At 60.4% G+C, this 18,282-nt stretch carries 14 protein-coding genes; 13 read left to right on the top strand and 1 reads right to left on the bottom strand.

From position 1 onward, the window contains the following. Window positions 1-271: 271 nt before the first annotated feature. A complete protein-coding gene (locus AC07S6_RS09425) occupies window positions 272-1,477 on the top strand; it encodes a DUF1835 domain-containing protein (RefSeq protein WP_072446220.1) in 1,206 nt (401 codons plus the stop codon). 15 nt (window positions 1,478-1,492) lie between these two features. Here AC07S6_RS09425 and AC07S6_RS09420 read toward each other — a convergent pair whose 3' ends face one another. Further along, window positions 1,493-2,014, bottom strand: a complete 522-nt coding sequence (locus tag AC07S6_RS09420) for an ANTAR domain-containing protein (RefSeq protein ID WP_014719098.1) — start codon at window positions 2,012-2,014, stop codon at window positions 1,493-1,495. 204 nt (window positions 2,015-2,218) lie between these two features. Here AC07S6_RS09420 and AC07S6_RS09415 point away from each other — a divergent pair, with 204 nt between their 5' ends. The 12 genes from AC07S6_RS09415 to AC07S6_RS09360 all read left to right on the top strand — a co-directional run bounded on the left by AC07S6_RS09415 (window position 2,219) and on the right by AC07S6_RS09360 (window position 18,279). Beyond that, on the top strand, window positions 2,219-2,902 hold the full coding sequence (locus AC07S6_RS09415; RefSeq protein WP_229999901.1) for a fimbrial biogenesis chaperone: 684 nt from the start codon (window positions 2,219-2,221) through the stop codon (window positions 2,900-2,902). Window positions 2,903-2,925: 23 nt separating this feature from the next. Next, window positions 2,926-3,909: a fimbrial protein gene (locus AC07S6_RS09410; RefSeq protein ID WP_054898363.1), complete on the top strand. Its 984-nt coding sequence runs from the start codon at window positions 2,926-2,928 to the stop codon at window positions 3,907-3,909. 57 nt (window positions 3,910-3,966) lie between these two features. Then, window positions 3,967-6,765 (top strand): ATP-binding protein, encoded by a 2,799-nt coding sequence (locus AC07S6_RS09405; protein WP_495112177.1) that lies wholly within the window; start codon window positions 3,967-3,969, stop codon window positions 6,763-6,765. Then, window positions 6,752-7,945, top strand: a complete 1,194-nt coding sequence (gene pvrR / locus AC07S6_RS09400) for a response regulator cyclic di-GMP phosphodiesterase PvrR (protein WP_003192443.1) — start codon at window positions 6,752-6,754, stop codon at window positions 7,943-7,945. The genes AC07S6_RS09405 and pvrR overlap by 14 nt, the downstream gene beginning before the upstream one ends. Before the next feature lie 70 nt (window positions 7,946-8,015). Continuing rightward, window positions 8,016-11,189, top strand: a complete 3,174-nt coding sequence (locus AC07S6_RS09395) for a hybrid sensor histidine kinase/response regulator (RefSeq protein ID WP_495112176.1) — start codon at window positions 8,016-8,018, stop codon at window positions 11,187-11,189. Window positions 11,190-11,212: 23 nt separating this feature from the next. Then, the gene (locus AC07S6_RS09390) at window positions 11,213-11,860 is read left to right on the top strand and encodes a response regulator (RefSeq protein WP_054898360.1); all 648 of its coding nucleotides are present in this window, start codon (window positions 11,213-11,215) and stop codon (window positions 11,858-11,860) included. Between the two features lie 199 nt (window positions 11,861-12,059). Then, window positions 12,060-12,662, top strand: coding sequence for a fimbrial protein (locus tag AC07S6_RS09385; protein WP_492616777.1), 603 nt, complete (start codon window positions 12,060-12,062; stop codon window positions 12,660-12,662). Between the two features lie 75 nt (window positions 12,663-12,737). After that, the gene (locus tag AC07S6_RS09380; RefSeq protein ID WP_014719105.1) at window positions 12,738-13,478 is read left to right on the top strand and encodes a fimbrial biogenesis chaperone; all 741 of its coding nucleotides are present in this window, start codon (window positions 12,738-12,740) and stop codon (window positions 13,476-13,478) included. An 85-nt stretch (window positions 13,479-13,563) separates the two neighbouring features. Beyond that, entirely contained in the window at window positions 13,564-16,074 is a 2,511-nt protein-coding gene (locus AC07S6_RS09375) for a fimbria/pilus outer membrane usher protein (RefSeq protein ID WP_495112175.1), read from the top strand. A 59-nt stretch (window positions 16,075-16,133) separates the two neighbouring features. Further along, window positions 16,134-16,970, top strand: coding sequence for a 5'-nucleotidase, lipoprotein e(P4) family (locus AC07S6_RS09370; protein ID WP_197900661.1), 837 nt, complete (start codon window positions 16,134-16,136; stop codon window positions 16,968-16,970). Window positions 16,971-17,063: 93 nt separating this feature from the next. Then, window positions 17,064-17,621 carry a helix-turn-helix domain-containing protein gene (locus AC07S6_RS09365; RefSeq protein WP_495112174.1) on the top strand — a complete coding sequence of 186 codons (558 nt, stop codon included), beginning with the start codon at window positions 17,064-17,066 and terminating at the stop codon, window positions 17,619-17,621. A gap of 85 nt (window positions 17,622-17,706) precedes the next feature. Next, on the top strand, window positions 17,707-18,279 hold the full coding sequence (locus tag AC07S6_RS09360; RefSeq protein ID WP_495112173.1) for an HD domain-containing protein: 573 nt from the start codon (window positions 17,707-17,709) through the stop codon (window positions 18,277-18,279). Window positions 18,280-18,282 lie beyond the last annotated feature (3 nt).

The raw sequence follows: 18,282 nt of genomic DNA, 5'->3' as shown, positions 1-18,282 counted from the left end.
CGAAAGCGGTGGTGCAGTAACAGATGCAGCGACTGACCTACCGCTTTCGCGAGCAAGCCCGCTGCCACACAGGGACTGCGCTTGACTGAGTGGCACTGGGGCAATGCCCACATTTTCAGGGTTGCACCGAACGGCAATGCTGCCTATATTTCCCGTCTGGCGCTCTCTACGCCACCTTCCGCGGAAAGGGCTGCGCCCAAGGCATCCCAGCTCCAGCTCATTTCTACGACTCCCAACCTTGAAGCGGAAAAGGTTTGTGCAAGGAGCTCGTATGTCGCAACGCCCTTTAGCCTCCACTACCCATGGCCGCCTCAACCTTGAGCAGCAGCGCAAGCGCGCCAAGGAACTGTTGTCGCAGCTGAAAAGCTTAGACCCCAGCGCAACCTTGTCCCAGGCTCAATGGCAGGTAGCCAAACAGCTGGGCTTCGCCAGTTGGCCCAAGCTCAAGGCCCACGTCGACGCCCTCGACTTTGCCGCCCGCCACCCTGGTTTCGATGCCAGCGATGAATCCCGCACCACTCATTGGCGGTGTGGTAATGATATTGCCCACAGCCTGCAACTGGCCGGGTTCAAGGGACAGTTCCGGATGCTCACTGACCCGTTGTGCATGGGGCCAGTGCGTGAACTACCCAGCGAAGCGTTCCGAGCGATGCGCAGTACCTTTATCAGTCAGGCCTTTGCCCTTGACTCCACTGAAGTTGCGCATCGCATCAACGATGAATACAACCAACTACAAGCCTTGAACAACGCCGATCACAGTGTGCTGTGGTGCGAGGCGGACGCCTACGATCAATTGTTCCTGGTCCGCGCCCTGGCTGGCCTTGAGCAGGCGCCGCGCAAGCTGGAGCTGATTGAGGCAGACCGAATTCCCGGCGTCGAGAGATTTATCGGCATAGGCCAATTGGCCCCCGATGTGCTGGCCTGGCTCTGGCCGCAGCGGCGCTTGATCGACGACGACGCAGTGCAGTTGGCCAAACGGGCCTGGTCGGCTTACTGCGACAGCTCACCGCTCAAGCTCGCGGAACTGGCCCATGGCAATCACCCTGCCCTGCCCTTTCTGGCGCCGGCGTTACGGCGTCAGTTACAGGAGTTGCCGGGTCTCGAGGACGGGTTGTCACTGACTGAACGTTTGTCCTTGAAATATATTACTGAGGTCGGGCCTGTGCCTTTCGGTCGGGTGTTTGCCGAGTTGATGGCCAAGCGCGAGCCACTGCCTTTCCTGGGCGATATGATGTTTCACGCGCTGCTGCGCCCATTGATTGATGGGACGGCGCCGCTGCTGATCGAGACCGAAACGAACATGGAGTGGCCGCGCCGCGTATTGGCGCTGACGCCACTGGCGCAGCAGGTACTGGACGGCAATGCCTGCTGGCTGGACCACGCCAGCCATGAGCGCTGGGTCGGTGGTGTGTGCCTGCGGCCACGGCAACCTCACTGGGCACTGGACCATGATGATCTGCCCGTCTGGCGTGACTGATGCTGCACGATACGATCAGCGCTTGGGAAACAACCCCACGGCACATGCCACCACCGTCGGGTCGCCTTGATAGACCGCCCGCGGGCTAATCGAAGGCTGGGACGCTCGGCCGTCCACGGCGTGCAGCATGGGCCACTCAGCGATCGGAGAACTGTGTGCCGGATCGACAATTTCCATGCAGCGACGCAGGGAGGTGAAGTCGGGCGACTGTGACAATGACAGGTGCAGGGTCTGGCTAACCGAGACCGACACCACAGAGCGCTGCGCACATTGCCCGTCATAGATCAGCGTGTGGCGGATCAACGGGTTGTCATGGCAGTACTTGAGCAGGTTGACCTGCCGTGAGTGCACCAGCGCAGTGTTGATGATCAGCAGGTCAAACGCCACAACGCCCGAGCGTGTCAGTGCCTGCAACTCGTCGAACGAACTCAACGGGGCGATGCGGTGATAGCCCAGCTGGTTGAGCATTTTCTCGATCTTGATCCGTTGCAAAAGCTCTGCATCGGCAATCAGAAGGCGTAACGCTTTATTGGACATAGGGTAAACCTGACAGTTGGGCATCCGCGTCGATCATTCAACGCTGAGCAAAGTAACCGTCAGGGGTGAACCCTGACTTTAAGGCGATTCTGAAACGGCAATCAGGGGCACACCGTACTTTTAAGAATCGCCTCAAAGCCTTCGTGCCACTCCCTCCCTACCATGGTCTGCGTTCCCTCACCCGACCATGGAATTGCCGTGTTCATGTTTCTACTCAGAGTGGTACTGCTGGCCTGCGGGCTGCTGGTGCTTGCACCCCCGCCTGCCAATGCGGCGCTGAAGATCGAAGGCACCCGCCTGATCTATTTCGGCCAGGACAAGGCCGCCGGTATCAGTGTGGTCAACCAGGCCTCGCGGGAAGTGGTGGTGCAAACCTGGATCACCGGCGAGGACGAATCAGCCGACCGTACCGTGCCCTTTGCCGCCACCGAGCCATTGGTACAACTGGGCGCCGGGGAGCATCACAAGCTGCGCATACTGTATGCCGGTGAGGGCTTGCCCAGCGATCGTGAATCGCTGTTCTGGCTCAATATCATGGAAATCCCGCTCAAGGTCGAAGACCCCAACAGCGTGCAATTCGCGATCCGCCAGCGGCTCAAGCTGTTCTATCGCCCTCCCGCACTCCTGGGCGGCTCGGCCGAGGCGGTGCAGCAGTTGGTATGGAGCAGCGACGGGCGCACGGTGACGGCCAACAACCCCAGCGCCTTCCACCTATCGCTGGTCAACCTGCGAACCGACAGCCAGACACTCAGCGATTACCTGCTGCTCAAGCCTCATGAACGCAAAACCCTGACCGCGCTCGACGCTGTGCCCAAGGGCACCACTCTCCACTTCACCGAAATCACCGATATCGGTTTGCAAGCCCGTCACAGCACGGCGCTCAACTGATAAATCACGGGGTATTTGAACCGATGTCACTGACCAAACGCTGTTTACCGCTTCTGGTGTTGGCCTGCGCGGTCTTGCCCGCCACCAGCCACGCACTGGCCTGCCGCGAGGACGGCACCAACTCGATCATCACCCAGGAAGCGCTGGGTACGGCGCTGGCGGTCGCCGCCGACGCACCTAACGGCACTATCATTTGGGAATCAGGCCCGCGCTCGACCAATGTCATCTGCAAGGACGACTACCTCCACGGCCGTGAGGAAGTGTATTTCTACGTCAACCCCGCCAGCGTGAGTATCGGCACCGGGATTCGCGTGGGCATTCGCTACAACAACCAACCGATTACCCAAAGTACCGGCAAGGTCGGTACCGGTTTCTTCTCCGACCGAGGCTGCAATTTGTCCAACTGCGTGGGCTGGGACAAGGCGCGCTTCACCCTCAATTTCAGCGTGTTCATCGAGAAGTACGACCCCACGCCACCGAGCGGCCAGGCCAGCACGCTGACCTCTTACCGCGTGTTCCAACTGGACGGCGTGCGCGGGCTCAACTCACGCCCCAACAGCAACTTCAATTATGTGGTCACTGGCATGAACGATATCCGCTTCGTGCCTTGCACTCCCGAACTGACCATCAGCCCCAGCGTGGTCAACTTCCCCACACCTTCGCGCAAAGCCTCGATCGGTGAAGTCGCCAGCAGCGCAAACTTCAGCCTGAACCTGCGCAAGGGTTGCGACACGCCCTATACCGTCAGCGCACGCTTCGCCACCACGCCGGGCGGCGGCAGTGTGAACAATGGCCTGCTGGTGCCGGACAACAACAGCTCAGTCGGCATCTCGCTATCTCGCGCCGAGAGCCAGCAGCAACTGCCCTTCAATAACTGGTTCACGCTGCAGGAACTGATGGGCCTGGGCCAGAGCCACGATGAATTCCGGGCCGACCTCAAGTGGCGCACCCTACCGATTCCAGGAGCGTTCGATGCTGCCGTGGTGGTGGATATGTACTACAAGTAGGTGATTTTTAAGGATCGTCTTATGCCACCGGCAAAGGCCCAGACGTAAAGTCTGCCGATGCGATTGAAAAGTTATCTGCTCCAGATCAACCCCGTCCTCTCCCGACCCGAAGCAGCCAGAAGGCTGCTTCGTATTTTTGCGAGCGTGCTGCTGGTAGGCATCCTCAGCGGGGTCTATACCTTTTTGCTGTCGACCTTCAACAACGACATCTCCCAGCGCCGCGGCTACATGAGCAGCGCCATTGCCGAAGCCCATACCTTTTTCACCAACCGCCAAGCCCTGCTCGAAAGCCTGAGCCTGTCGGCAGTGCGCAAGCAGTCCAGGGTCTATCCATCCTCGGCCGAAGAACAGCACCTGGAATTGGGCGACACATCGGGCAACCAGTGGAGCATCTGGCTGACCGCACGCATGCGCGACTACCTCAAGGCCAAACAGCTGAACCTACTCTATGTCAACGCCGGCCCCAACCCGCAAGTGATGCGCCTTTACGACGCCATCGCACAGGTATTGCCGATTTCCAAATGCATGCTCAACCGCCTCAAGGCCCTGCAGCACACCGACCCGGCCACACTTAACGAACTTTGGCTGAGCGACAGGACTGAACAGCACTCGCACCTGTACATCTTCATCCGCCTGGACGAACGCGACCCCGACTCCGGCTGGCTCGGCCTGGAGATGGATAGCCGTGAAGTCTCCTCGACACTCAGCGACCAGAGCGCCGGCGAGTTCATGATGCTCAATTCCCAGGGCATGCTGGTGTTCACCAACAGCACCGATACACAGTTGAGCCAGCAACAGCTGAGGCCCGGCGAAGACAGTTTTTTCGGTTTTGTCGGCAACGGCTGGCTACCCGACCACCTGGTGATTCGCAAACACCTGAAGTCCTCTGAGTGGCAGTTGATGTACTCCATCGACCTGCGTGCAGTGGTCACTGGCCTGTGGAAACAGCTGCTCGGTTCGTTGTTGCTCTGCCTGTTCAGCCTGACGCTGATCGGGCTGGTGATGCGCCGCGTCGACCAGCGTTTCATCATTCCGTCGATCCATCGCATCCAGGCGCTGATCGAAAGCGAAGCCTTCGGCCGCGATGTGATCCAGACCGCTCCTGTGGCCCTCTGCGTGCTGCGCCGCACCGACGGCCAGGTGGTACTGGAAAACGCCCTGGCCCAGCAATGGCTGGGTAACGGGCCGGAGCGCGAGGCGCTGCGCGCCGGCTGGATCGAGCAAGCCTTTGCCAACGGACCTTCCGAGCGCAGTGACTACTTTGAAACCATCGATGGCCGTCACCTGTACCTGAGCAGTGCACCCACCCGCTACAAAGGCGAAGACGTGCTGTTTTGCGCCTTCAGTGACATCAGTGCGCGCAAGCAGGTCGAGGCGGCGCTGGAAGAGGCGCGGCAATCGGCGGACGCAGCCAACGCGGCAAAAACCCTGTTCCTGGCGACCATGAGCCATGAAATCCGTACACCGCTGTATGGCGTGCTCGGCACCCTGGAACTACTGGCGCGCACGCAACTGGATGCACAACAAAAGGACTACTTGCAGGCGATCGAAGGCTCATCGTCGACCTTGCTGCAACTGATCTGCGATGTGCTGGACGTATCGAAGATCGAGGCCGGGCAGTTGGCACTGGAGATGGGCGAGTTCTCTGCGCTGGACCTTGTGCATGAAATCATCCAGGGCTACGCCGCAGCGGCCCACGCCAAGGGCCTGCAGTTGTATGCCTGCTTTGATCCCAAGCTGCCGGAACGTCTGATCGGCGACGTAACGCGCATCCGCCAGATTCTCAATAACCTGCTCAACAACGCGGTGAAATTTACCGACTATGGGCGCGTGGTGCTGCGGGTCAAAGTGCTGGGCCGCGACGGAGAACGCTCCAGTCTGTTGTGGCAAGTCTCGGACACCGGCAAAGGTATCGCCCAGGAAGACCAGGCGATGATCTTCGAGCCGTTTTACCAGAGTGAAGGCAATACCAATGTGGTCGCCGGCACCGGCCTGGGCCTGCCTATCTGCCAGCGTCTGACGGAGTTGATGAACGGCAATATCCGCATGGTCAGCGAACTCGGCCTGGGCAGCAGTTTCAGCCTGATCCTGCCGTTGGAAGAAGCATCTGTTCCACCGATGACACCGTTGCTGGCCGAGACCATTTACGTGGCCTCGCCGATCCCGGAACTGGCAAACGCCGTCGCCGGCTGGTTGCGCCGTTGGGGTGCGAGGGCCCAGGCCGGCTTGCCGACGCTGGCGGACACACATCTGCTGTTGCAAGTGCACCCCGGCAGTGTCGACCCGTTGCTGGTGCCCGAGTGGCCCGGGCCGGTGATTCACGTGAGCAGCAACGCCTGCCCCGGCGTAGAAGCCGACGCCGGCGCCTGGCACGTCAACCTCAACCACCTGGGGGCTATTCATCAGGCCGTGAGCCAGGCGCAAGGGCTATGGGTGGCCCGTGCCGATGAGCAAACGCACCGGCGGGATCTGAACAAACTCAACCTGCATCTGCTGGTGGCCGAGGACAACATCATCAACCAGCTGATTTTGCGTGATCAACTGGAAGAACTCGGCTGCACCGTGGAGCTGGCGGCCGACGGTCAGCAAGCGTTGCAGCTCCACACCGCCGGCAACTTCGACGTGGTGTTGACGGATGTGAACATGCCCCATATCAACGGCTATGAACTGGCGCGTGAACTGCGGCGCCAGGGCTGCACGTTGCCGATTATCGGGGCCACCGCCAACGCCATGCGCGGCGAGGCCGACCTGTGCCTGGCCGCCGGCATGAACCATTGCCTGGTCAAACCCTTTGCGTTGCGGGCTCTATTCAACTCCCTGGCGCCTTATGCACGGATCACCCATGAAGCCCCTTAGTATTCTGATTGTCGAGGACCATCCCCTGCAGCATATCTACCTGCAGAACTTGCTCAGCGAGTTGGGAGACTTCCTGCTCGAAACCGCCGAGGATGGCAAAGAAGCGCTGGAGCGCCTGCGCCAGCGGGACTTCGACCTGGTACTGACCGACCTGCTGATGCCCGGCATGGACGGCGTGCAGTTTATCCAGTGCCTGGCCAGCCTGCGCTGCAAGCCGGCGCTGGCAATCATGAGTGCGGCGTCGAGGCGCATGCTGATGGCGGCCAGCCTGGTGGCGAAAAACCTCGATGTGGAAGTGCTTGGCCTGATTTCCAAGCCCGTGAACGCCGAGGCCTTGCGCACCCTGGTCAACCAACTCAGGAACAGGGTGCGCACGCCTACCCCCGAACTGCCCGAGCACATGGACATCGACCGTCACACGCTGGTGCAGGCCATGAGCAGCGGCCAGTTCCAGGCCTGGTTCCAGCCGAAAAAATCCCTGGCCAATGGCCGTATCGTCGCTGCCGAAGCCCTGGTGCGCTGGATGCACCCCGAACAAGGCGTGATGCTGCCTGCCGCGTTCCTGCCGGCAATCAAGGCGTTCGAACTGGAGGAGCGGCTGTTGTGGCTGGTGCTCAAGCAAGCGATCCACGCCCAGGAACACTGGCGCCAGCGCGGCTATGAAATTCCAGTGTCGATCAACCTGCCGACCCACTTGCTCAACAGCCATGACCTGGCAGACCGTTTGCTGGAGTTCGTGCTGCACCACGATGGTATCCCGGGAATGATCTGCTTCGAGTTGATGGAATGTTCGGTGCCGCAGGACATCAGCAATTTCTACGCCGGCGCCTGCCGATTGCGGATCAAGGGGTTCGGTTTGTCCCAGGATGATTTCGGCAAGGGCTACAGCTCCTACCTCAATCTGGTGTCCACGCCATTTACCGAACTGAAGATCGACCAGGCGCTGGTGCAGGGCAGCCACGACAACGAAGGCATCGCCCAGGCATTGGCGAGCATTATCGCGCTGGGCCGCAAGTTGGGTCTGACGGTGGTTGCCGAGGGCGTGGAGACCCCGCAGCAATTGGCGCTGCTGCGCAAAATCGACTGCAATCAGGTGCAGGGGTTCCTGATCTCTCACGCAGTGTCTTCGGACCAATTTCAGCAGCTACTGAACAATGATGGCCCCGCGACATCTCACTAGCTGGCGGCCACGATCATAAGGAGTAAGCTCCATCCAGTGCCGATTTATCCTGCGCCTGCGGAAACCCCTGATGAAGCACAATAACGCGATTCTCGAAGCCTTTACCCGCAGCTCATTGCGCCTGAACAAAGGCTTGATGGTGTTGATGGGAATCGCGTTGCTGCTGATGCTGACCAATTACTGGTCTCTGCACCGGGGCGTCGAAATTCGCTACAGCGCGATGCGCTTTCACTTTGCGCGGCTGATGGAAAACCTCGCAGAACAGCAAACCTACCTCAAGAGCCTGACACACCCCGGCATCCAGGCCGAACTGCTGCACGCCACCAACGTGCAGGTCAGCCTCAAAAGCCGCATGGTCGACAACCGTCGCACGCTGTACGAAGGCCAGAAGTATTCGTTTTCGGTGCCCTTCAGCGTCAAGTTCGATGAACAGCAGATCAGCACCGCCGCGAGGCCGCCGATTTTTGCCCTGGGTGCGCACTTGACCAGCTACTACAGCGCCTTCTGGTCCTCCTCGCCGTACGAGGCGCCGCAAACCTTCCTGCTCAATCGCCAGGCCGACTACGCCATCACCATTCCGTCCGTGGGCTATCAGCACCGCGAAAGCCCCGAGGATACCGACAACCCGGTGGCCCGGGTCAACGCCGTGCAGCAAATCCTTGCACAGGCGCCGCAGCCACTGGAGCAGAATCGGGTGTATTGGCAGGCCGGCCCCGAACCCGAACATTTGCTGGCCTACATCGGCCTGCCACTCGACGCCCAGGGCCGGGCCGTGATCGGCACCCTGCTCGACGTGTCGCAGGTCGACGATGTACAGCGCGCGCTGAATCACTCGGCGTTTGATCGCTTTACCCTGATTGGCCCTGACGGTAACCGGTTGATTGGGCCAGCCAACCAGGCGCAGCTCAGCGATGGTGTGCATTTCACGGCCGACGGCTTTGAATTCAAGGTCACCGAGGCCGGCGACCAGCCCTGGAGCGCGGTCTATGGCCTGAACTACTCGCACTTCTTTCACTCCGCATTGTGGCCGTTGAGCACCATGGCGTTGGTGCTGTTCAGCCTGATTACACTGGGTTGGGCTGGCAGCCGATGGTATCGACGCCAGGTGATCACCCCAGCACAACTGGCCCACGAACGCATCGCCGAAAGCGTGGCGTTCAGCCGCGTGATCATCGACACCGCACCCACTGGGTTATGCGTTGTGCGACGCAGCGATGGCAGGGTATTGATCGAGAACCAGCGCGCCCAGCAGTGGCCGGGCACCTCACGCCTGGTGGAGGCAATGGCCGGTAAGCAAGATGGCGCCGAGAGCGGTGAGACGCACTTGGAGATCGAAGGCCGGCACCTGCAGATCGGCTTTGTGTCGACCCGCTATCAGGCTCAAGACGTACGCCTGTATGCATTCAACGATATCACCCGGCACATCGAAGACGCCCAGGCCCTGGAAGAGGCACGTCATGCCGCCGATGCGGCCAGCGAGGCCAAGACGCTGTTCCTGGCAACCATGAGCCATGAGATCCGCACGCCGCTTTATGGCGTGCTCGGCACCCTCGAATTGCTCGGCCTGACCGACCTCGACCCGCACCAGAAAACGTACCTGCACACCATCCAGCGTTCGTCCGCCACACTGTTCCAACTGATCAGTGATGTGTTGGATGTCTCGAAGATCGAGTCCGGGCAAATGGCGATAGAAGCCGTGGATTTCTGCCCGCTGGACATGCTCGAAGATACCTTGCACACCTACGCCGCCTTCGCCCGGCGCAAGGGGTTGCAGCTTTACAGTTGCATCGACCCGCAGTTGCCGAACTGCCTGATGGGCGACCCGATGCGCATCCGCCAGGTCCTCAATAACCTGGTGAGCAACGCCATCAAGTTCACCGACTTTGGGTGCGTGGTGATTCGTGCCAGGGTGGTGGGCAGCGACGCCAATAATGTCGACCTGGAATGGCAAGTCACCGATTCCGGCGTTGGCATTGCCGAGGCGCAGCAGGCCAAGCTCTTCGATCTGTTCTACCAGGCACCGGACACCGCCAGCGAAGGCGGCACCGGGCTTGGCCTGCCGATTTGCCGGTGGCTGGCGCAGATGATGGACGGCGAAATCCGCGTGGTCAGCGAGCCCGGGCTGGGCAGCAGCTTTACCCTGAAAATGCGCTTGCCACTGTGTTGTGGTGCACTGACCAACCTGCCGCTGATCGAGCCCAGCTCGACGCCGGTGTATGTGCAGGCACCGGTACGCGAACTGGCGCAGGCAATGAGTGACTGGCTCAACCGCTTGGGAATCACCGCCGCCCTGGCCGCGACCACCCAGGACAAAGACAGTCACCACGCGGTACTGGTAGAACTGTTACCCGGCGATCCCCCTAAGCCATGGCCCGGCCAACGTGTGCTCTGCCTGCCCGGTGCACACAGCCCGCCGCTGCACACAGCCCAAGGCTGGGTGGTGGATATGCACGACATACGCACCATCGCCGCCACCGTATCACTGGCGCAGCACGGCAGGCACGAGCAACCCACGGCGACCCGGCCACAAAGCGCCGGGCGGCTAGAGCTGCGCATCCTGGTGGCCGAGGACAACCCGGTCAACCAGGCGATTATCAAGGAACAGCTGGAGGCGCTCGGTTGCTCGGTGAGCCTGGCCGCCAACGGTGAACAGGCGTTGCAGTTATGGCAACCGAAGGCCTTCGACCTGGTGCTGACCGACGTGAACATGCCGTTGATGAATGGCTATGAACTGGCCAGAACCTTGCGTGAGCATGATCCACACTTGCCGATTATCGGCGTGACCGCCAATGCAATGCGCGAGGAAGGCGTACGTTGCCTGGCAGTGGGCATGAACGCCTGGATCGTCAAGCCCTTGAGCCTGCAAACCCTGCGCGATCAGTTGATCAAACTGTGCAAGGTCAAGTCGCCGGTTGAGCCTGACGCCCAAGTATTCGACGATCGCGTGCAACTGTCGGACAAGATGCGCCCGCTGTTCATCAGCAGCGTGCAGCAGGATATGCAGCGCATCGGCGCGGCCCTGGTCCAGCGTGATGCTCATGGCCTCGGCCAATTGCTGCACTCGATCGCCGGCGCTCTGGGCGCAGTGCAGGCGCTCAGCCTGGCCCAGGCCTGCATCGAACTGGAAAGCGCACTTAACCGCGGCAGCCTCGACACAACGCTTGAGCTCAAGGTGAAGACTGTGATGCAGCGTCTGTCGGCCGTTCTGGAGACTCTCCAGCTCGGGCACTCTTCACTCACTTGAACTGGCACTACGGACGGCCCTTTATGAAAAAATTCAACGTGGTAATCGCGGACGATCACCCGATCGTGTTGCTTGGCGTTCGCGAACTGGTAGAGCGTGACATGCGCTTTCAAGTCGTCGGCGAGGCCGTGTGTTCGGCCGGCCTGATCGAGCTGTTGCAGCATCAAGGCGCTGACATCGTGATTACCGACTACAACATGCCGGGCGACTCGCCTTATGGCGATGGCCTGAAGCTGGTGGAGTACCTCAAACGGCACTTCCCGCAGGTACAGATCCTCATCCTGACCATGATCTCCAACCACCTGATCCTCACCCGCCTGCAAGAGCTGGGCGTGGTCGGCATCATCCAGAAAAGCCAGTTGCATACCGAGATTCAACTGGCACTCAAGGCGATCGCCCAAGACAGCGACTATCGCAGCCTGGAGCCGCCAAAGACCTCGGTGATAGAGACCCTCACGGCAATTGACGAGCGCTTTACAAGTTTGTCACCCAAAGAGTTCGAGATCCTGCGCCTGTTTATTTCCGGCATGAGCGTGAGTGACATTGCGCGCCGCCAGAATCGAAGTTCAAAGACCATCAGCGCACAAAAAGTATCGGCCATGCGCAAACTTGAAGTGAGCAGCGACCAGGACCTTCTTGCTTATTGCCTGGAACGTAACATCTTCAACTAACGCATAACTTGCAAGCCATTTCTGGACAATGGCTTCGCCCTTTGTTTTCTGGCTCTTCACTGCTGCAACCGTGCAAATAACCTGCCCGCCCCAGCGCTTATAAGAATCGTCTTATTCGCTCCTACCGCCTCGTCGCCTACTCTTTGCTCGCAGTTCAACAACAGCACTTTTTTTCCAACTAAACCTTACGGACATCATCATGAAGAAGTTTTCCCTGGCTGTTATCGCCTCGGCTATTATCGGGGCCTCCGGCAGTGCATTCGCCGAAGGTGAAGCAGCAGCGCCAACCCTGGGCGGCAGCGGCAAAATCACCTTCACCGGCGTGATCAACAACGACGCGTGCTCGGTGGACGGCGCCAACTCCGACCGCACCATTTCGGTGGACATGGGCAACGTTTCGATCAAGGACATGGGCACCGCGGAAAACCCAACCGCAGGTCGTGTGACCGCCAAAGACTTCAACCTGAACGTCAACTGCAACCAGGGCACCAAGGTCGCCATGATCTTTGACGCCAACAACGGCGGTTCCGGCCTGGTCACCGGCAAAAAAGTACTGGCCCTGAACCCGGGTTCGGCCACTGCACAAAACGTCGGTATTGCCCTGCTGGACAGCAAGGGCAGTCTGATTGACCTCAGCTCGCCAAGCACCGCACGCATTGAAAGCACCATGCACGGTGCCGGTACTGAAGGCGGCGACGCCACCCTGAGCTTCGCGGCCGCCTACGTCACTACCGCAGCGGCGGGTTCGTCGACCGCCGGTCGCGGTGACGCCACCCTGCCGTTCATCCTGCAATACGAATAATTCGGCGCCCCGGGCACCGAACGCGCGAGGCCTTGCGGCCTCGCCATTGTCTTCTGATTACACCGGATAACCCTCATGCCGCCTCGTTCTATCGCCGCATGTCTGGGGCTGCTGGGCTTGCTCATGGCTACCCAGGCCGCCGCCAGCATTTCATTGAATGCCACCCGTATCGTGTTTGACGGTGACCACAAGGAAGCCAACATCACCGTGCGTAACGGTAACCAGGATGTATTGATTCAATCCTGGGTCGACATGAACGACGCCAGCGCCAGCCGTGCACCGTTTGCCGTCACCCCGCCACTGGCCCGGGTATTCGCCAAGGAACAACAACTGCTGCGCATTCTGTATGAGGGCACCGGCATGCCCACGGACCGCGAGTCGGTGGTGTGGCTCAATGTGCAGGAAATCCCCCAAGCCAGCGAATCCGAGAACACCTTGCAGTTGGCCATCCGCCAACGCATCAAGATTTTTTACCGCCCTGCCGGTCTTACCGGCAGCGCGCTGCAAGCCCCTGCACAGCTTGAATGGACGCTGGCCAAACACGGCAGCCAAACCCTGTTGCAGGTGAAAAACCCGACGCTGTACCACGTGTCCATGGCCGACATCAAAGTGCAGGCGGTAGTGGCCAGCGACTCCACCATGATTGCGCCCGGCGAACAAAAACAGTTTGCGCTCAGTGCTCCAGTTGCCAGCGGGCCGGTGCGGTTGTCGTTTTCCAGCATCAATGATTACGGCGCGCAGAATCACTACAGCGCGCCACTGTCTAGCGGCACTGCGCTACCGGCGTATGCGACTGAATCGCGACTTAACCCCTAAGCACTTTCGCTAACTCACAAGCTCACTTCGCGTGCGTGTTTGCGTGCCCGACTGTCCGTCAATCAGGGATGTCATAGGTCTTCGCATGTCTTTTCTTTCCAGCAACAGGCCCGCACGTGGCGTATTGAAGTTGAAGACGCTGTCGCTGGCGATTGCTGCCAGCTTGCCCAGTCTGACCATGGCCGATGACGCTGCGCAAACCTTCAACACCACCTTCCTGCAAGGCTCGCAGTCGCCGGTGGACTTGCAGCAATTGCTCTCGGCCAACAGCGTGCTGCCGGGCAATTACCGCGTCGACCTGTACAGCAACGAAATGCTGGTGGGCCGACGCGATATCGATTTCAAGCGCAACCCGAAAAACGGTCGTGTAGAAGCCTGCCTGACCCTCGACCTGCTCAAGCAACTGGGTATCGACCTGCACCGTTTGCAGGCCGAGGGCAAACTTGACCCGCAGCAGCCGCAGGACTGCTACGCCCTTGCCGACATGATCGAAGACGCCAGCGTGCGCTACGACAGCAGCCGTCTGCGCCTGCTCGCAAGTATCCCGCAGGTGGCGATGCAGCGTGGCTTGCGCGGGTATGTCGACCCACAGTTGTGGGACGACGGTGTGCCCGCCGCTTTCATCAACTACCAGCTCAACAGCAGCCGCACCGCCGGCGACTATAAAACCCGCATTGCCAATAACCTGGGCCTGCGCAACGGCATCAACCTGGGGGCCTGGCGCCTGCGCAACGAGTCGAACCTGAGCGGCGGCACCGATCGCTCGAACACCTTCACCAGCAACCGCACTTACTTGCAGCATGACGTCACCGCGATCAAGGGCCAGTTCAGCGCCGGTGAGATTTTCTCCGACACTGACCTGTTCGACAGCGTGCGCTATCGCGGGGTCAAGCTCGCCTCTGATGATGGCATGCGCGCCGACAGCGAGCGCGGCTATGCACCCGTAATCCGTGGGGTGGCGCAGACCAACGCGACGGTGGAAATCCGCCAGAACGACTACATCCTCTACACCGCCAACGTCGCGCCAGGCCCGTTCGAGATCAACGATATCTACCCCAGCGGCTCCAACGGTGACCTGCAAATCACCGTGATTGAAGCCGACGGCACGCGCCGGGTGACGATGCAGGCGTTCTCCAGCCTGCCGATCATGGTGCGCGAAGGCCAGGTGAAATACAGCGTCTCGGCGGGCACGTTCAAAAGCAATGCCGATGGCCTGGCCTCCCCGCGCTTTCTCAGCGGTACGCTGGCCTACGGCTTGACCAGCAACCTCAGTGGGATTGTCGGTGTGCAAGCCAGTGAGGACTACAGCGCGCTGTCGATCGGTGCCGGGCGGAACACCTCGTTCGGTGCGTTCTCCCTGGATACCACCCATTCGTCCAGCAAGGCCCAGGGGCGAACCTCCCAGGGCAGCAGCGTACGCGCCTTGTACGCCAAGACCTTTGCCGGCACCGATACCAACTTCACCCTGGCCGCCTATCGCTACTCCACCGAGGGCTATCGCACCCTCACCGACCATGTGGAAGACAGCAGCGAAGACCTGCGCGTACGCACCGGCCACTCGAAAACCCGCACCGACCTGACCATCAACCAGAGCATCGGACGCAACAGCGAATTCGGCAGCCTGTATGTGAACGCCAGCGACCAACGCTACTGGAATCGGGGCGGCTCCCAGAGCTTTTCCGCGGGCTACACCGGCAACTGGGGCGACCTGAGCTACAACCTTGGCGTGACGCGCACCAAGCAGATCGTCACCTGGGGCGAGCCGAGCAGCGACACGCTGGTGAACCTGTCGGTGTCTTTCCCGCTGGGCAGCCAGGCCCGCGCGCCACGGGCGTTTGTCACCACCAGCCACCAACGTGGCGATACCACCACCCAAGCGGGCATCAATGGCTACGTGGCCGATACCAGCGACACTTTCTATTCGGTGCAGGCCGGCCACAGTGACACCAGCGGCGACTCAGGCTCGGTGAACGTCAACAGTCGCACCGCCGTGGCAGATGTCAGCCTCGGTTACAGCCAGGGCCAGGGCTACAACTCACAGAACTTCCACCTCGCAGGCTCGGTGGTGGCTCATGCGGGTGGCGTCAACCTGGGGCAGACGGTCAGCGAGACCTTCGCCCTGGCCGAAGTACCAGGCGTCTCTGGTGCCAAGATCAGCAGCTACAGCGGGGTGGAGACCGGGTACAACGGCTATGCCGTGGTGCCCACTGCGCAACCCTACCGGGTCAACTGGATCAGCCTGGACACTCGCGATCTGGGAGGCGACGTGGAAATCACCAACGCCACCCAGCAACTGGTGCCGCGCCGTGGCGCCATCGTGGTGGCGCATTACAGTGGCACTAGCGGGCGTCGCGTATTGTTTGAGTTGTTTGATGCCCAGCATCAACCGCTGTCGTTTGGTGCCTCACTGGAAGACGCCAATGGCAAGCAGTTGGCGATTGCCGATCCGAATGGCAATGCCTTGGCACTGGTGGAAGAGGATCAGGGCACGCTGATCATCAAGTGGGGTGAGCAGCATTGTCGTGCCACCTATGCGTTACCACCGCAGAACAAGGCGCTGAACTATGAGCGCCAGTCACTGGTGTGCACGCCTTGATTGTGCGGGTAATTGCGCTACTGTGCTGACCACGCGCCTACCCTCTGCGAGACTTGCTCATGCGTAACTTGTTATTCGCCAGTGTCTGCCTGTTGACCACCGCTCTGGCAGGCTGCCAGCAAACACCCCCGGCCAACGACCAACTCGATGCAGTGCTCTGGACCCAGACGTCCATCGAACACGAGCTGATCTACCGCCAGCTCTTCGCCAACGCCACCCGCCAACTGGATGTCGCCCTGGCCGACCCGAGCTGGGACGCCCTGCCCTTTGCCCCACGCAACCTGGCCGGCTTGCCCCCGGCCGTGGTGGTGGACATCGACGAAACGCTGTTGGACAACGTGCCCCTCAACGCTCGCGACATCATCAACAATCAGGTCTATTCCTACGATCGCTGGAATACCTGGGTCGAGCAGGCCAAGGCCCAGGCGCTGCCAGGTTCCGTGGCGTTCCTGCAAGCGGCCAGACAAAAAGGTGTCAAGGTGTACTACCTCACCAACCGCGAACACAGCCAGGTCGCGGCCACCGCCAAAAACCTGCGTTTGCGCGGCTTTCCGATTGAGAGCGACGCACAGATCCTGGCGGCCAGCACCCCCATCGGCCACTGCGAAAGCGCGGGCTACGGCAAGCAGTGCCGCCGCCAGTGGGTCGCCAGCCATGCCCGCGTGCTGTTGATGGCCGGTGACTCGCTGGGAGATTTCGTGCAAGCCGAACACAACACCCTGGATGCACAACGCAAGGCCGTCGAACCCTATGTGAATTGGCTAGGCCAGCGTTGGTTCCTGCTGCCCAACCCTAGCTACGGCAACTGGTACAGCGCGCCGTATGGGGATGATGAGAGCTTGCCGTTTGCGCAGAAACGCAGGCTCAAGCAGCAGGCATTGCTGTTGCAGGAATAGAGAGTAACCATGTGGGCCGTTCATCCCACTCATTTGCACCACCGCCCTCTTGTCATCACACTCGTCATCAACCCGCCAACTCAGGAATCACAGATGCCTCACTCGTTGCTCAAGCCTGCCTTGCCCGGCATTGCGCTGCGGCGGTGGCGTTTGCTGCACCGCATCAAGCAAAGTCATGCGGCGCAGTTGTTCAACGTCACTCAATCGACTATTTCGCGCTGGGAAAGTGGCGTACAAGCGATGGATCCGGCTGCGCATCAGCAGCTAGAGCAGCTGTTGGCAGCCCGGCTTGATGCAGCCGCCGATCAGGCATTGGCCCGGCTGGTCAGTGAGAGTTCGCAAGCGATGCACCTGGTATGCGACCTGACTCACCGCCTGCTCGCGTGTTCGCCCTCCCGCGCACGCCAGTTCAGCAGCCCCCTCGCCGATCTCATGGGCCAGTCGCTGTGGCGTTTCGCAACGCCGCAAATCCAGCTGGTCGAAGCCACACTGGAGCATACCGGCTGGCGCGAAACCCAGGCACCACCGGCCCTGGAATTCATCACTGGAAGCAACGATTCCAACCTCGTGCCCATACGCCCCAGTACCTGTCGCTGGACACGCATGACCCTGAGCGATGGCAGCGCAGCACGCCTGGTCGAAACACTCTGAAGCCCGCCACGCATATTTTATGCGTGGACGATCTGCACTCCCACACCTAGGCTTACCTGCACAACCGACCTTGCGGGGCAGCAGCATGGACATGGAAAAAATCAAAGGCCGTCTCGACTTTCTGCGCGAGGCGGAAAAACTCAAGGATGTGCTCAGAAGCGCCCACACGGCTTCGGGTCGCACTGAAAGCACGGCCGAACACAGTTGGCGCCTGTGTCTGATGGCGATGGTGTTCGCTGATCAATTGCCCGGCCTGGACCTGCTGAAAATCCTCAAGATGTGCGTTATCCATGATTTGGGAGAAGCCATCCACGGCGATGTCCCTGCGGTTAATCAGGTGGCCTTTCCCAACAAGGGCGAACAGGAACGGCGCGATCTGCTGCTCTTGGCGCAGTCCCTGGACACCCCCCTGAAAGCCGAGATCCTGGCGTTATGGGATGACTACGAGAACGCGCTTTCGCCGGAAGCAAAAGCCGTCAAGGCCATGGACAAACTGGAGACCCTGCTGCAGCACACCCAGGGGCTGAACCCTCCCGATTTCGATTACGCCTTCAACCTGGCCTACGGCAAAAAACACACAGATGCCCAACCCTTGTTCGAAGCGTTGCGGGCACTGATCGATCAAGCGACAGAGCAAAGGCTCCACGCCACAGAGTGACGG

This window comes from Pseudomonas sp. GW821-FHT07B01, from assembly GCF_059419065.1.
This window is presented reverse-complemented; position numbering and strand designations above follow the sequence as displayed.

What these genes read in the sequence shown, in the direction of transcription:
- AC07S6_RS09425 (WP_072446220.1), top strand. Translation starts at nt 272, where the DNA reads ATGTCGCAACGCCCTTTAGCCTCCACTACCCATGGCCGCCTCAACCTT.
- AC07S6_RS09420 (WP_014719098.1), bottom strand. Translation starts at nt 2,014, where the DNA reads ATGTCCAATAAAGCGTTACGCCTTCTGATTGCCGATGCAGAGCTTTTG.
- AC07S6_RS09415 (WP_229999901.1), top strand. Translation starts at nt 2,219, where the DNA reads ATGTTTCTACTCAGAGTGGTACTGCTGGCCTGCGGGCTGCTGGTGCTT.
- AC07S6_RS09410 (WP_054898363.1), top strand. Translation starts at nt 2,926, where the DNA reads ATGTCACTGACCAAACGCTGTTTACCGCTTCTGGTGTTGGCCTGCGCG.
- AC07S6_RS09405 (WP_495112177.1), top strand. Translation starts at nt 3,967, where the DNA reads ATGCGATTGAAAAGTTATCTGCTCCAGATCAACCCCGTCCTCTCCCGA.
- pvrR (WP_003192443.1), top strand. Translation starts at nt 6,752, where the DNA reads ATGAAGCCCCTTAGTATTCTGATTGTCGAGGACCATCCCCTGCAGCAT.
- AC07S6_RS09395 (WP_495112176.1), top strand. Translation starts at nt 8,016, where the DNA reads ATGAAGCACAATAACGCGATTCTCGAAGCCTTTACCCGCAGCTCATTG.
- AC07S6_RS09390 (WP_054898360.1), top strand. Translation starts at nt 11,213, where the DNA reads ATGAAAAAATTCAACGTGGTAATCGCGGACGATCACCCGATCGTGTTG.
- AC07S6_RS09385 (WP_492616777.1), top strand. Translation starts at nt 12,060, where the DNA reads ATGAAGAAGTTTTCCCTGGCTGTTATCGCCTCGGCTATTATCGGGGCC.
- AC07S6_RS09380 (WP_014719105.1), top strand. Translation starts at nt 12,738, where the DNA reads ATGCCGCCTCGTTCTATCGCCGCATGTCTGGGGCTGCTGGGCTTGCTC.
- AC07S6_RS09375 (WP_495112175.1), top strand. Translation starts at nt 13,564, where the DNA reads ATGTCTTTTCTTTCCAGCAACAGGCCCGCACGTGGCGTATTGAAGTTG.
- AC07S6_RS09370 (WP_197900661.1), top strand. Translation starts at nt 16,134, where the DNA reads ATGCGTAACTTGTTATTCGCCAGTGTCTGCCTGTTGACCACCGCTCTG.
- AC07S6_RS09365 (WP_495112174.1), top strand. Translation starts at nt 17,064, where the DNA reads ATGCCTCACTCGTTGCTCAAGCCTGCCTTGCCCGGCATTGCGCTGCGG.
- AC07S6_RS09360 (WP_495112173.1), top strand. Translation starts at nt 17,707, where the DNA reads ATGGACATGGAAAAAATCAAAGGCCGTCTCGACTTTCTGCGCGAGGCG.